At 74.0% G+C, this 14,148-nt stretch carries 12 protein-coding genes; 6 read left to right on the top strand and 6 right to left on the bottom strand.

Translation table 11 applies throughout. The features are described from left to right. Positions 1-42: 42 nt before the first annotated feature. Genes AMK29_RS33700 through AMK29_RS33690 form a run of 3 tightly spaced genes read right to left on the bottom strand, consistent with a single transcriptional unit; the run spans position 43 to position 3,931 of the window. Positions 43-714, bottom strand: a complete 672-nt coding sequence (locus AMK29_RS33700) for an ATP-binding cassette domain-containing protein (protein WP_073819873.1) — start codon at positions 712-714, stop codon at positions 43-45. Then, a complete protein-coding gene (locus AMK29_RS33695; RefSeq protein WP_073819872.1) occupies positions 711-3,536 on the bottom strand; it encodes an ABC transporter permease subunit in 2,826 nt (941 codons plus the stop codon). Before AMK29_RS33695 ends, AMK29_RS33700 begins: the two co-directional genes overlap by 4 nt. Then, entirely contained in the window at positions 3,524-3,931 is a 408-nt protein-coding gene (locus AMK29_RS33690) for a hypothetical protein (RefSeq protein ID WP_073819871.1), read from the bottom strand. Before AMK29_RS33690 ends, AMK29_RS33695 begins: the two co-directional genes overlap by 13 nt. A 98-nt stretch (positions 3,932-4,029) precedes the next feature. Between AMK29_RS33690 and AMK29_RS33685 the strand changes: the two genes are divergently transcribed. From AMK29_RS33685 to AMK29_RS33670, 4 genes are all read left to right on the top strand, one after another. After that, entirely contained in the window at positions 4,030-4,560 is a 531-nt protein-coding gene (locus AMK29_RS33685; RefSeq protein WP_073819920.1) for a hypothetical protein, read from the top strand. Next, positions 4,538-5,830 carry an ABC transporter substrate-binding protein gene (locus tag AMK29_RS33680; RefSeq protein ID WP_073819870.1) on the top strand — a complete coding sequence of 431 codons (1,293 nt, stop codon included), beginning with the start codon at positions 4,538-4,540 and terminating at the stop codon, positions 5,828-5,830. The genes AMK29_RS33685 and AMK29_RS33680 overlap by 23 nt, the downstream gene beginning before the upstream one ends. A gap of 89 nt (positions 5,831-5,919) precedes the next feature. Next, the gene (locus tag AMK29_RS33675) at positions 5,920-7,194 is read left to right on the top strand and encodes a glycosyltransferase family 4 protein (protein WP_073819869.1); all 1,275 of its coding nucleotides are present in this window, start codon (positions 5,920-5,922) and stop codon (positions 7,192-7,194) included. Positions 7,195-7,253: 59 nt separating this feature from the next. Then, complete coding sequence (locus tag AMK29_RS33670) at positions 7,254-8,240, top strand: helix-turn-helix transcriptional regulator (RefSeq protein ID WP_073819868.1); 987 nt, start codon at positions 7,254-7,256, stop codon at positions 8,238-8,240. Here the strand turns inward: AMK29_RS33670 and ctaD are convergent. Continuing rightward, complete coding sequence (gene ctaD, locus AMK29_RS33665) at positions 8,179-9,891, bottom strand: aa3-type cytochrome oxidase subunit I (RefSeq protein WP_073819867.1); 1,713 nt, start codon at positions 9,889-9,891, stop codon at positions 8,179-8,181. The two genes, AMK29_RS33670 and ctaD, sit on opposite strands and share 62 nt — an antisense overlap. 320 nt (positions 9,892-10,211) lie before the next feature. On the opposite strand from ctaD, the gene AMK29_RS33660 reads away from it, so the two are divergent. Next, on the top strand, positions 10,212-10,427 hold the full coding sequence (locus AMK29_RS33660; RefSeq protein ID WP_073819866.1) for an I78 family peptidase inhibitor: 216 nt from the start codon (positions 10,212-10,214) through the stop codon (positions 10,425-10,427). Between the two features lie 70 nt (positions 10,428-10,497). On the opposite strand, the gene AMK29_RS33655 is transcribed toward AMK29_RS33660, so the two are convergent. Further along, positions 10,498-11,367, bottom strand: a complete 870-nt coding sequence (locus AMK29_RS33655) for a phosphatase PAP2 family protein (protein WP_107422753.1) — start codon at positions 11,365-11,367, stop codon at positions 10,498-10,500. Between the two features lie 406 nt (positions 11,368-11,773). Here AMK29_RS33655 and AMK29_RS33650 point away from each other — a divergent pair, with 406 nt between their 5' ends. After that, positions 11,774-13,609: an MFS transporter gene (locus AMK29_RS33650; protein WP_073819865.1), complete on the top strand. Its 1,836-nt coding sequence runs from the start codon at positions 11,774-11,776 to the stop codon at positions 13,607-13,609. Positions 13,610-13,652: 43 nt separating this feature from the next. On the opposite strand, the gene AMK29_RS33645 is transcribed toward AMK29_RS33650, so the two are convergent. Continuing rightward, positions 13,653-14,087, bottom strand: a complete 435-nt coding sequence (locus AMK29_RS33645) for a cell division protein SepF (protein WP_073819864.1) — start codon at positions 14,085-14,087, stop codon at positions 13,653-13,655. Between the last annotated feature and the right edge of the window lie 61 nt (positions 14,088-14,148).

Genomic DNA, 14,148 nt, shown 5'->3' with positions numbered 1-14,148 from the left:
TCCCGCCCGAACAGGGCTGTCCCGGGTCGCCCCCGTCCCGGGTCAGGAGAGCTCGGCCGGCTCCCCGCTGAAGGCGAGGGAGCCGCGCCGCAGCTCGTGCACGAGCGAGCCGGGCGGCAGCCCCTCCGGTACGCGCTGCTCCGCCAGGACCACGGCCGCCCCGCCCTCCACCGCGAGCGCCGCGAGGCCCCGGTACGTGCGGGCCGCGACCGGCGGGGCCAGACCGAGCGACGGCTCGTCGACCAGCACCACGCGCGCGCGTACCGCGAGCAGGGCCCGCGAGAGGGCCAGCATGCGCCGCTCCCCGCCGGAGAGGGTCCCGGCGGTCCGGGACAGCAGGGGGAGGAGCTCCGGGTACGGGGGCGCCACGGCACCTCGCGCGGTGCCGGACACGGCCCCGGGCGCGGTCAGCGCCAGGTTCTCGGCGACGGTCAGGCCCGCGTAGACCGCTTCCAGGTCGGGGACGAGGCACAGCCCCCGGCGCGCCCGTTCGTGCGCCGACAGGCGGGTCACGTCGGCGCCGCGCCAGACGACCGTGCCCGCCGAGAGCCGTACCGTGCCCGCGAGGGCGCGCAGGGCCGTCGTACGCCCCGAGCCGTTGCGGCCGAGGAGGACGGTGACCGTACCGGCCGGCACGGGCAGGTCCAGGCCGTGCAGTGCCTCCAGGGGGCCGTAGCGGACCCGTGCGGCGCGCAGGGCGATCTCGATGCTCATGACACGATCCGGCCGCCCTCCATGGTGTGCACGGTGTGGGCGATCCCGGCGACGAGGTCCAGGTCGTGCTCGACGACCAGGACGGTCAGGCCGTCCGCGGCGAGCGCGGCGAGGATCCGGGCGAGCGCGGCCGTCTCATCGGCGTCGAGACCGGCGGCGGGCTCGTCGAGCAGCAGGGTGTGCGGCTGCCCGGCGAGCGCCCGGGCCAGCTCGACCCGGCGGAGGGTGCCGGTGGGCAGTCCCGCCGCCGTCTCGTGCCGTACGGGCCCGGCGAGCCCGAGGAGCCGCAGGCTGCGTTCGACGGCGGCGGGGTCCTTCCGGACGTGGCCCCGCTCCTCGCCGAGGCGGACGTTCTCCTCGACGGTGAGGGAGGGGAAGACGGCGAGCCGCTGGAAGGTCCGGGCGATGCCGAGACGCGTCCGGGCGTGGGCGGAGCGGGAGGTGATGTCGGCTCCGTCGAGCGTGATCCGCCCCCGGCGGGGGCGGAGGGTCCCCGCGAGACAGTCGAAGAGGGTGGACTTGCCGGCACCGTTGGGGCCGACGAGGGCGGTGATGCGGGAGGGGGTGAGAGCGAGGCTGACGTGGTCGAGAGCGGTGACCCCTCCGGGGTGGGTGAGGGTGAGTCCGTGGGCGTGGAGGGCGGGTGCGGGTGCGGGCGGGGCGGCGGGTGTGCGGGGCTGCGTCCGGCCCGCGCCCCGGCCGTGGTGGCCGCCCGTCCCTCCTGCGGGAGGAGGCGCGGGTCGTCCCGTGGTGGGCCGGGTGCCGGGTGGGGTCCGGGCGGCCGAGGGGCGGGCTCCCCGGTCGCCGCCGTCACCTCTTGTCGGCGGAGGCGCGGGTCGTCCCGGCAGGGGGTCGGTGGCCCGTGAGGGGTGGGCGGCCGGCCGGCGGGCTCCCCGGGCGGCGTCCTCGCCGCCCGTACCCCTCGTCGGCGGAGGCGCGGGTCGTCCCTCACGGGGACCCGTGGGCCGCGAGGGGTGCGTGGCCGGTCTGCGCGCGCCCCGGTCGCCGGGCCCGCCACCCGTGGCCGACGCGCGGGCTCCCCGCTCTTCCGCGCGTGGCCGTCTTCCCTGGGGCAGCAGGTTCGTCAGGGGTGGGAGGCGGCCCGTGAGGGCCGCCAGGAGGCCCAGGAGGGCTGCCGCCGTGCCCGCCTGCGGGCCCGCGTCGAGGGTGACCAGGAGGGCCGCGGCGGCCAGGGGGGTGAGGAGACTGTCGGCGCCCAGGACCAGGACCGCGGCGAACCAGAGCAGGCCGCGCACCGGGTCGTACGCCTCCGGGTCGAAGGCGCGCAGGCCCATGCCGAGGAGGCCGCCGCCCAGGGCCGCGAGGGCCGCGCCCAGGACGAACGCGAGGAGCTTGAGGCGGGGCACGGCGACGCCCGCCGCCTCCGCACCCGGCTCGTGGTCCCGCAGCGCCGCGAGCGCCCGGCCCGTGCGGCCCCGGCGGAGCGCCGCCACCAGTGCCAGGCAACCCGCCAGGACGGCCAGTTCGAGGGCGTAGAAGGCGCGGTCGTCGGTGAGGCCCGCGGGGCGGCCGAGGGAGAGGCCCGCCGTCGCGTACGGCTGGGTGAGGACGAAGCGGCTCACCGCCACCCCGGTCGCCAGCGTCACGAGGGCCAGGGCCAGACCGTGCCTGCGGATGGCCGGGCGGCCGGTCAGGAGGCCCACCGCGGCCACCAGCGGCACCGCGAGCCCGAGCGCCACGAGGCCCGGCACCCCGCGGGCCGTGAGCAGCGCCGTGAACAGGGCGCCCAGGCCCGCGTACGCCGCCTGCCCCAGCGCGATCTGACCGCCCCGCCCCGCCACCACGACCAGGGACAGCAGGATCACCGCCAGCGCCGGCACCTGGACCGCCGTGTGCAGGTCCGTACCCGCGAAGCCGAGCGGCAGGAGGAACAGGACGCCCACGACGACCCACACTCCCCCCGGCACCCGCCCGGAGCGCGCCGGCGGCGGCAGCGCGTCCCGGCCCCTGCCGCCGATCCCCGGCAGGACGAGGGCCGCGACCAGGAGCGCCACCACGAACAGGTTCGCCCCGACGGCCTGGAGCAGCGGGCCCGCCCAGCCCTCCGGGTGCAGCCGGGTCAGCTGGGCCTGGGCCACGCCGATCGCCAGCGCCGCCGCCACCGCGACCGGCAGTGACCGCATCCGGGCGATGACGGCGACCGCGATCACCTCGACCACGAGCAGCGGCATCCCGTACGGGTCGAGCCGTACGTACGGGGCGAGCAGCACCCCGGTGAGGCCGGCGGTGAACGAGCCGAACGCCCAGCCGGCCGCCGCGACCCGGTCCGCGTCGATCCCGGACAGCACGGCCAGCGGCCGGTTGTCGACGACGGCCCGCAGCTCCCGCCCGAACCGCGTCCACCGGGTCACCGCCGTCACCAGGCAGGCGAGCGCCACCACCGCCCCGAGCTGCGCCCAGGGGTCGTCGCCGAGCAGCACCGGAGCGTCTTCCCGCGCGCCCGGGCCCCACAGGAGCACCGCCGCGCCCACGAGCAGGACGAAGACGCCGACGGAGGCGACCAGCGTCCGCGCCGGGTTGGCCTCGCGCCGTGCCAGGGGCCGGAAGACCACGCGGTCCAGGACGAGCCCGATGCCGGGGGCGACCACGAGCAGGGTGAGGAGCGCGGCCGCCGGCAGCGGCCAGCCCCCGACGACCACCAGCTGCCGCAGCACGTACGCGCAGATCATGGCGACGGCTCCGTGCGCCAGGTTCAGCACCCCGGTCGCCCGGTAGGTGACGATCAGGCCGATGCCGGTGAGCGCGGCCGCGCTGCCGACCGCGAGGCCGGCGAGCGTCAGCTCGTACGTCAGGGAGGCCACGGCTCACACACCGGACAGGGGCGCAGGGACGGGTCGTCCCCCGCCTCCACCGCCGTCGCCCGGCCCGCGACCAGCGGGCAGTCGGGCCGGTGCGCCAGGGTCCCGCCCGGGACGCGGAGCGGCGGCCCCTCGGAGGAGGGCGGCCCCGGGGAGGTCCCCTCCGCGGCGGGTGCGGGCGGCTCCGCGGGCCGGACGGGCAGCGCGTACGCCGCCGTGACGAGCACCGTTCCGGCCACGATCAGCGCCGCCCCCGGCACCGTGCACGAGGCCAGGTAGGGCAGCTGCCGCTCCGCGAACCGCTCGCCGGAGATCCCGTACCAGCCGAGCACGCACAGCGCCGCGCCTCCCGCGGCCGCCGCGAGACCGCCCCACAGCAGGATCCGGGATGTCGGCACGGCGGCCTCCCTCGTCTCTTTCTTGCACTATGCCCCGATCCGCCCCACCCTGGAAGCATCCGGCCGTACGGCCCCGAGGACACCCGGTGGTGAGCCAGATGGTTTCCGATCGACCCGGCCGACGCCCCCGGCTCGCCGCGTTCGCGGCCGCCGCCCTTCTCGTGCTCACCCCCGCCGTAGCGAGCTGCTCCGACGACGGCGAGGGCCGCTCCAGCGACCTGGAGACCTCGGCCCCGCCCGGGACGACGGCCGAGACCCCCGACACCGCCGAGCCCGACGACCCCGCCGCGGCCCGGGCGGAGATCACCGCGAACTGGACGGCGTTCTTCGACCCGAAGACGCCCGTCGCCGAGAAGGTGGGGCTCCTGGAGAACGGGGAGCGGATGCGGGAGGTCCTCGGAGCCTTCGCCGGCGACAAGAACGCGTCCATGACCTCGGCGAAGGTCACGGGCGTCGCCTTCACCTCCGCCACCGGGGCGAACGTGACCTACGACCTGCTGGTCGGCGGATCCCCCGCCCTGCCCGGCGCGCAGGGCACCTCCGTCCTCCAGGACGACACCTGGAAGGTCTCCGTGAAGACCCTGTGCGGCCTGGTCGAGCTGAGCGGTGTCACCGTCCCGGGCTGCTGAGGCGGCGGCGGCGCTCCTCCTGGCCGTCGCGCTGCTCCTCCTCACGGCCTGCGGCAGCCGCCTCCCCGAGCGCGCCTTCGAGCCCCGGCCCACCGCCCGCCCCTCCGGCGGCGAGCCGCTCCGCGTCGGGATCATCACCAGCGCCACCAGCCCCGTCGGCGGGCAGGCGCTCACCGGACCGCGCGACGGGGCCCGCGCCTACTTCGACGCCCTCAACGCCCGCGGCGGCCTGGACGGCCGCCGGATCCAGGTGGAGACCTGCGACGACGGCGGCAGCGGCGTCGGCAACAACACCTGCGTCCACCGGCTCGTCGACGAGCGCCGGGTCTTCGCCCTCGTCGCCACCACCGCCCTCGACTACGCGGGCGCCCCTCTCGTCGCCCGCGCCGGCGTCCCCGACATCGGCGGGCAGCCCCTCACCCCCGCGTACGACACGTATCCGCATCTTTACGGGATCTACGGCAGCTCCGCGCCCCGCACCGGGACGGAGCCCGGCTGGGGCGGGGTCCTGTACGGCGGGACCGAGGTCTACCGCTGGTTCGCGCGGGAACAGGGCGCCAGGACCGCCGCCGTCGTCTCGTACAACCAGGCCGCCTCCGCCGCGTACGCCCGCCTGGTGACCCGGGGGCTGCGCGCCGAGGGCTACCGCGTCGTGGAGGAGACGGTGGACTTCGCGCTGCCCAACTTCCGGGCGGTCGCCGCCGATCTGCGGGCCCAGCACGTCGACGTCCTCTTCGACGCCATGGACACCCACGGGAACGTGCGCCTGTGCGAGGCGATGGAGACGCTCGGGGTGCGGGTCGCCGCCAAGGTCACCCATGTGCAGAACTGGTCCTCGTCCGTCACCCGCGACTACGCCCGCGCCCCCGGCTGCCGGAACGCCCTGTGGGCGACCGGCGCCAGCCGCAACCACCAGGACACGGGGCATCCGGCGGTCCGCGAGTTCCGCGCGGCGATGGGCGGGCGGCCGCTGTCCCAGTGGCAGTTGGAGGGCTGGGCGGCGGCGATGTGGTTCACCGACGCCGCCCGTTCCTGCCTCGCCGGGGGCGGACTCACCCGCGCGTGCGTGGAACGGTTCGTGAACCGGCCGGAGCCGTACACCGCCCGCGGACTTCTGCTTCCCGTCCGGTACGAGCGCCTGGAGCGCCCGCCGGCGACCCGGAACACCTGTCTGTCGGTGGCCCGTTGGCAGGACGGCCGGGGCTGGGTGAGCCGGGGTGAGATGACGCGGAACTGTGCGAACGTGCCCCAGCTCGGCTACCGGCCGTGACCCTCGTCGGTTGCAGCAGTGAACGGGAGCCCGTCACCGGCAGTACAGTCGAGCGACCGATCAACTGACCGGGGGGAACCGGCAGCGCGATGCGTATCTCCTTTCTGCTTCACAACGGCTACCACTACGGCGGCACGATCCGGACGACCTTCACCCTCGCCGAGGAACTGGCGGAACGTCACGAGGTCCAGATCGTGTCGGTGTTCCGACACCGCGACCGACCACTCCTCGGCCTGCCCTCGGGGGTGACCCTGCGTCATCTCGTCGACCTGCGCAGGGACAGCCCCGGCTTCGACGGCGACCACCCCGACTTCCACCGCCCCGCCGAGGTCTTCCCGCGCGGCGACGGCCGTTGGAAGCAGTACAGCGCCCTCACCGACGCCCGGATCGGGGAGCACCTGCGGGGCGTGGAGGCCGACGTCCTCGTCGGCACCCGCCCCGGGCTCAACGTGCACCTCACCCGGCAGGCCCGGCGGGGGCCGGTCCTCGTCGGCCAGGAGCACCTGATCCTGGACGGTCACAGCTACCGGCTGCGCCGGGACATCGGCCACGAGTACGCGCTCCTCGACGCCGTCACGACGGTCACCGAGGCGGACGCCCGCGCCTACCGGAAGCTGCGGCTGCCCGGCGTACGGATCGAGGCCGTGCCCAACAGCGTGCCCGCGCCCTCCGTGCCGCCCGCCGACCCCGCGGCCAGGACCGTCGTCGCCGCGGGCCGGCTGACCCGCGTCAAGCGGTACGACCTGCTGATCGACGCCTTCGCGGAGGTGGCCGCCGACCATCCCGACTGGAAGCTGCGGATCTACGGCACCGGCGACGCGGTCCAGGACCTCAAGGGGCCGCTGACCCGGCAGATCAAGGAGCGGGGGCTCGGCGAGCAGGTCTTCCTCATGGGGTCGGTGACCCCGCTGGAACCGGAGCTGGCCAAGGGTTCGATCGCCGCCGTGACCTCGGAGCGGGAGTCCTTCGGCATGACCATCGTCGAGGCGATGCGCTGCGGACTCCCGGTCGTCTCCACCGACTGCCCGCACGGGCCGCGCGAGATCATCGAGGACGGCGTCGACGGGATCCTGGTGCCGGTCGGCGACGTGGCCGCGTTCGCGCGGGCGCTGCGCCGGCTCGTCGAGGACGACGAGGCGCGCGCCAAGGCGGCACGGGCTGCGCTCGCCGCCGCCGAGCGCTTCGACCCGGCCCGGATCGCCGCCCGTCACGAGACGCTCTGGGCGGAGCTCGTCGAGCGGGGGTCGGGCCGGCGCACCCACCCCGAGGGCACGGTGTCGCTGCACCGGCGGGTCGGCCGGGCCGTGGACGCGGTCTACGACCTGAAGGCCCGGGCCGGGCGGCTGGTCCGCCGCTTCCGCTGACCAGGCCCGACGCCCCTTGCGGACAGAAGTCGTCCGCGAGGGCTGGCAGACTCGGCGCCATGTTGGAGACCTCAGCACGGCTCTTGCGTCTGCTCTCGTTGCTCCAGGCCCACCGCGAGTGGTCAGGGGCCGACCTCGCCGACCGGCTCGGGGTCACGCCCCGAACCGTCCGGCGGGACGTCGACCGGCTGCGGGAGCTGGGATACCCCGTCAACGCGAGCCCCGGGACCGGCGGCGGATACCAGCTGGGCGCCGGGGCCGAACTGCCGCCGCTGCTCCTCGACGACGAGGAGGCGGTGGCGGTCGCGGTCGGCCTGCGCGCCGCCGCCGGGCAGGGCGTCGAGGGCATCGGCGAGAGCTCCGTACGCGCCCTGGCCAAGCTGGAGCAGGTGCTGCCCGGGCGGCTGCGGCGCCGGGTGAGCGCCCTGAACGCCTTCACGGTGCCGATGCTGCGCACCCCGCGCGAGCGGATCGACCCGGCCGTGCTCACCGAGCTCGCCAACGCCTGCCGGGACACCGAGCGGCTGCGCTTCGAGTACCGCGACCACGGCGGGTCGGCCACCCGCAGGACCGTCGAGCCGCACCGACTGGTGTGCAGCGAGCGCCGCTGGTACCTGGTCGGCTGGGACGTGGACCGGGGTGACTGGCGCACCTTCCGGGCCGACCGGATCACTCCGACACCGCCGCACGGCCCCCGCTTCCCGCCCCGCGAGCCGCCCGCCGAGGACCTGGCCGCCTATGTGGCGAAGGGCGTGTCCACCGCCGCGTACGCGACCGAGGCGACGGTCCGGCTGCACGTGCCGCTCGCCGAGGCCGCCGCGGCCGTGGGCGCGGCCGACGGCGTCCTGACGGCGGACGGGGAGCACGCCTGTCTGCTGCGGACCGGCGCCCACAGCCTCGACGTGATGGTGATCCACGTGGCGATGATCGGCTTCGAGTTCGAGGTGCTCGACCCGCCGGAGCTCGTCGACCGGGTGCGGGCGCTCAGGGACCTGTTGTCCCGCGCTCTCGACCGCCCCTCCGGCGCTCCGGCGGCGGGCTCGTGACCAGCATCCGCTCGTAGGCCGCGAACTCCGGGTGGTGCAGGTCGAAGGCGGGTGCCTCGGAACGGATCTGCGGCACCGCCACGAAGTTGTGCCGGGGCGGCGGGCAGGACGTCGCCCACTCCAGCGAGCGCCCGAACCCCCACGGGTCGTCCACCTCGATCTTCTTCCCGTACCGCCAGGTCTTCCACACGTTGTAGAGGAACGGCAGCGTGGAGGCGCCGAGCAGGAAGGCGCCGATCGTCGACACGGTGTTGAGGACGGTGAAGCCGTCCGCGGCCAGGTAGTCGGCGTACCGGCGGGGCATGCCCTCCGCCCCGAGCCAGTGCTGCACCAGGAAGGTCAGGTGGAAGCCGGTGAAGAGGGTCCAGAAGTGGATCTTCCCGAGCCGCTCGTCGAGCATCCGGCCGGTGAACTTCGGCCACCAGAAGGTGAAGCCGGCGAAGGTCGCGAAGACGACCGTGCCGAACACCGTGTAGTGGAAGTGGGCGACCACGAAGTACGAGTCGGTGACCTGGAAGTCCATCGGCGGCGAGGCGAGGATCACCCCCGTGAGGCCGCCGAAGAGGAAGGACACCAGGAAGCCGACGGACCAGAGCATCGGGGTCTCGAAGGAGAGGGAGCCCCGCAGCATCGTGCCGGTCCAGTTGAAGAACTTCACCCCGGTCGGCACCGCGATGAGGAACGACAGCATCGAGAAGAACGGCAGCAGCACCGCGCCCGTCACGAACATGTGGTGCGCCCAGACCACCACCGAGAGACCGGTGATCGCCATGGTCGCGCTGATCAGCGTCGTGTACCCGAAGATCGGCTTGCGGGCGAAGACGGGGATGATCTCGCTGACGATCCCGAAGAACGGCAGCGCGATGATGTAGACCTCGGGGTGGCCGAAGAACCAGAAGAGGTGCTGCCAGAGCAGCGCGCCCCCGTACTCCGGCTGGAAGACCACCGAGCCGAGGCGCCGGTCCGACTCCAGGACGAGCAGGGCCGCGGCGAGGACCGGGAAGGCCAGCAGGACCAGGACCGCGGTGAAGAGCACGTTCCAGGTGAAGATCGGCACGCGGAACATGGTCATCCCGGGCGCCCGCATCCCGACGATCGTCGCCAGGAAGTTCACCGAGGTGAGGATCGTGCCGAAGCCGGAGAGGGCGAGCCCCATGATCCACAGGTCGGCACCGATGCCGGGGGAGTGTTCGAGGCTGTTCAGGGGCGCGTACGCGGTCCAGCCGAAGGCGGGCGGTCCGCTGGGCACGAGCAGCGAGCTCACCACCATCAGGCCGCCGAGGAGGAACAGCCAGTACGAGAACATGTTCAGCCGCGGGAAGGCGACGTCGGGCGCGCCGATCTGGAGCGGCACCAGCTCGTTGGCGAAGCCGGCGAAGGTGGGCGTCGCGAAGAGCAGCAGCATGATCGTGCCGTGCAGGGTGAAGGCCTGGTTGAACTCCTGGTTCGTGACGAGCTGGAGCCCCGGCCGTGCCAGCTCGGCCCGCATCAGCATCGCCATGAGTCCGGCGAGCAGGAAGAAGAGGAACGAGGTCACCAGATAGAGGTGGCCGATCTTCTTGTGGTCGGTCGTGGTGAGCCAGTCGATCAGTACCCGGCCGTGCCGCTGCCGGCCCGATTCGACGGTCGCGGTCGCTGTCCCGATGCCCATCGCTGCCTCCGCCTCGCCGTCGTCCCGGCTCCGCGTCTCCGGGCGTCCGGACAGCGTAAGCATTGTGTAAGGGAAGAGTGAGCGCCCTGCGTGCGCGTCGTCGGCGCAATTCCGGACGGGCGTGGGGGAAGAGGGAATTGCACCCGCGCTATCCGTGCTTCCGTTCACGCTTCCGGGCTCTTCGTGCGAACTGCCGGGAGCCCTTCGCTATTGCCGGAGAAACGGCCGGAAAGTGTCCTTCCGCGAGGCCGGGGGGAGGGCAGACATATGTCGAGAACCTGTGACACAAGCGTGACCGCCAAGGGACTAACGTGAGGGCCATGGCACCCACATCGCGCACTCCCGAACCGCCCCGCGACGCCCCCGAGTCCTATGTGGGCCTGGACGCGGAAGGCGCCGCGCAGCTCGCCAGGACGCGGGGCTGGAGCACCGTCAGGTCCCTGCCGCCCGGCTCGATCATCACGATGGAGTACCTGGTCGGACGCCTCAACTTCGAGGTCGAGGACGGCACGGTCACCCGCTGCTGGATCGGCTGAGCCGTACGCGAAGGGCCCCGGCCGCTGACGGCCGGGGCCCTTCCACGTTCTGCCTCCCTGGGGGCGGGGATCAGCCGCCGGTCGCCGGAGTGCGCCGGCCGGCCACACCCACCGTCTCCCTGACCGGCTCCTCGGTCCCGGGGAAGAACCCCGGGCGGGGGCCGCCGGAGGCCACGGGCAGCGAGGGCACCAGACGGCGACGGTCGCGCAGCCGCTCCCGTACCCGGTCGCGCACGGCGAGGATCCAGGACTCCGCCACGGCGAGGACCGGCTCGCACCAGGGCAGCGCGAGCAGGACGAGGAGCCCGGCCGCCCAGCCGAGGAGCACGTCGCTCAGCCAGTGCGTGCCCAGGTAGACGGTGGTGAGCCCGACGCCGAGCGCGACCACGGCGGAGAGCGCCGACAGATAGCGCCTGGCCCGTGGGGTGGTCGCCAGATAGGCGAGGATGCCCCAGGTCACGACCGCGTTGGCGGTGTGACCCGAGGGGAATATGTCGCCGCCGGCGAAGAGCTCGGCGGAGCCGACCTGCGTCGCGTAGTGGGGGCCGAGGCGGCCGAGTCCGAGCTTGACCGAGCCGACCGAGACGTTGAGCAGCAACAGGGCGGCGCCGAGACAGAGCAGGGGCCGCAGGGTGTGCTGGCGCCACGAGCGCCAGCCCAGCCAGGCGGCCACCATCACGGCCGTGGGGCCGCGCTGACCGAGGACGACGTAGTAGTCGAGGAAGGCGTGCAGCTCGGGCCATTGCTGGTAGGGCCGGAAGAGCATGATCTTCCAGTCGAGGGTCACCAGCCACGTCGACAGCAGCACGGCCACGACGATGGCCAGATAGAACGCCGACGTCCCGCCGAAGAGGGCGAGACGCGTGCGGGTCATCCGCGGGACCTCTATCTTCGGCGGTTCCGGCTCCCGGTCCAGCCGGGCAAAGATGTCGGTACGCACCCAATCGACGTTACAGGGAGTGAGAAGCCGACCCGGTCGATCCGCTCCCTTCGTGATGTTGATGTGATGTGGAGTAGGTCTCAGTGGCTGACCTATTCCGGGCGTCCGTCAGGAAATCCGATGACCTCCCGCCCTATTGCCGTAAGGGTGATTCCGGAAGCGTGTTTGAACGCTCGGGAATTGCTTCAAACAGGCGTCCGTACGGAATTCCATGCGACGCGCGGGCCGTCCCGAGTGGCGTACGCCACACCGGCGGGCCCCTCGGGGTGAGAGCTGCACCACGCGCTCGGGCCTCGGACTCGCGTACGCTGACGGCTCACTCGCCCGTCGATGCCGGGCCGCCCCAGGGGCCAAAAGCCCTGGTCGGGGGCCGCCGAGCGCGAGAGCTTCACTGGGAGGTACGGACATGTCGCGGACGATCACGGCCCAAGGACCACCGCGTGCCGCCGTCGGCGGCGGAGCCAACCGCTGGGTCGTCCTCCTCGTCCTCTGCGTCAGTCTTCTCCTGGTCGCCCTCGACGCGACCATCCTCCACGTCGCCGTCCCCTCGCTCACCGAGGACCTGCGCCCCAGCTCCACCGCGCTGCTCTGGATCGTCGACGCCTACCCCCTGATCTGCGCCTCGCTCCTCATCCTCTTCGGCACCCTCGGAGACCGCGTCGGACGGCGCAGGGTCCTCCTCCTCGGCTACGCGCTGTTCGGCATCGCCTCGGCGGTCGCCGCCCTCGCCACCGAACCCTCGGTGCTCATCGCGGCCCGCGCGCTGCTCGGCGTCGGCGGCGCCATGATCATGCCCGCCACGCTCTCCATCCTCCGGGCGGTCTTCCCCGACCGGCGCGAGCGCGCCACCGCCATCGGCGTCTGGACCGCGGTCGCCGCGGTCGGCGCCGCCACCGGCCCGGTGCTCGGCGGCTTCCTCGTCGAGCACTACTGGTGGGGCTCCGTCTTCCTCATCAACATCCCGCTGATGGCGCTGATCCTGCCGCTCGGCCGACGCCTCCTGCCCGAGTCCCGGGGAGCCGCCGACGGACCCTGGGACGTCCTCGGCGCGCTCATGGCCGCCGCCGGTGTCCTCGGCTGTGTCCTCGGGGTCAAGCGGGCCGGGGCCGGTGACCCGTTCCTCGCGCTCCCGACCGCCGGGCCCCTGCTGCTCGGCGCCGCGCTCCTCGTCCTCTTCGTGCGGCGGCAGAGGCGGCGCCCGCACCCGCTGATCGACACACGGCTCTTCTCCCGGCCGGCCTTCACCACCTCCGTCGGCTGCATCGTGCTCGCCATGCTGGCCCTGGTCGGCCTGGAGCTCATCGCCGTCCAGTACCTCCAGCTGGTCCTCGGCCTCACCCCCCTGGAGACCGGGCTCCGGCTGCTTCCGCTCACCTTCGCCGCCATGGCCGCCGGCGCCACCGGCTCGTACACCCTGCGCCGGGTCGGGCCGCGCCGGATGGTCGGCTGGGGCTTCGTGCTCACCGCCGCCGCCGTGCTGCTGCTGACCTTCATGGGGCAGCACGACCGGCCGCTGCTGCTCACGGTGGGCTTCGTCCTGCTCGGCTTCGGCCTGCAGACCACGCTCTTCTCGGCCTACGAGTCGATGCTCAGCGAGGCGCCGCAGCGGAGCGCGGGCGGCGCGGCCGCGATCGGCGAGACCTCGTACCAGCTCGGCGCGGGCATGGGCATCGCCCTGCTCGGCAGTGTGATGAACGCGGCGTACGCCCCCGGGCTCGCCGCCGTCCCCGGGGTGCCGGCGGAGGCGAGCGCGGCCGCCGCGAACTCGCTCGGAGAGGCCTACCAGGTCGCGGACCAGCTCGGCGGCGCGGCCGGCGGTGCCCTGCACCAGGCCGCCCGGCACGCCTTCGTGGACGGGCTGCACGTCACGCTCTTCGTGAGCGCGGGGCTGCTGCTCCTCGGCGCGGTGATGGCGCGGCGGCTGCCCCGGGTGATGGAGTGCCCGGTCGATCCGGAGGGGCCGGAGGAGACGGCGGTGCCGGGTCTTTCGAAGCAGGGGGTGGCGGGTCCTCCGGAGCAGGCGGTGACCGGCCTTCAGGGGCAGGCCGCCCAGGGGCTCGCGGAGCCGGTCGTCCAGGGTCTTCCGGGGCGGGCCGGGTGTCCGGGCCCCGTGGAGTCCTCGGGGCCCCCGGAAGCGGTCGCGTGTGCGGAGCCCTCCGGGCTCTCCCGCTCGTCCGTGGCGCGGGTGCCGGCGACCAGGGAAGCGATCGAGCCCGCCGGCTCGGGGCGTCCGGCGCACTGACCCGGGTCGTCCGGGTGGTGCCCGGCCGGTCCGGCGGACCCGCTCAGCTCTGGTTGAAGAAGCCGTCCTGGCGGCGCCTGGCCGAGTCGCCGGTGACGATCTGGGTGTCGGCCGGGGTCAGCAGGAAGACCCGCGTCGCCACGCGCTCGATGGAACCGCGCAGACCGAAGGCGAGGCCCGCGGCGAAGTCGACCACGCGCTTGGCGTCGTTCGGCTCCATCGCGGTCAGGTTCACGATGACCGGAACCCCGTCCCGGAAGAGCTCGCCGATGCCCCGGGCGTCCCGGAAGCCGTCCGGGGAGACGGTGGCGATCCGGCGGCCCCGCTCCTCGGCGGTGTCCGTGGCCACCCGGACCCGGGGGTCCGTCACCCAGCCGTCGCCGCCCTCGGCACCGTCGGCGTACTCGTCGTCGTAGTAACGCTCGTCGTTGTCCTCGACGAGTCCCAGCCAGGCACTCGCCTTGCGCACCGATCCCATGGACGCCTCCTTTCAGCGCGGTCACTTGTGGTTCCGCATATCCCTATCGTCGTCCATGATG

Source organism: Streptomyces sp. CB02261, assembly GCF_001905665.1.
GTDB lineage: Bacteria > Actinomycetota > Actinomycetes > Streptomycetales > Streptomycetaceae > Streptomyces.
This window is presented reverse-complemented; position numbering and strand designations above follow the sequence as displayed.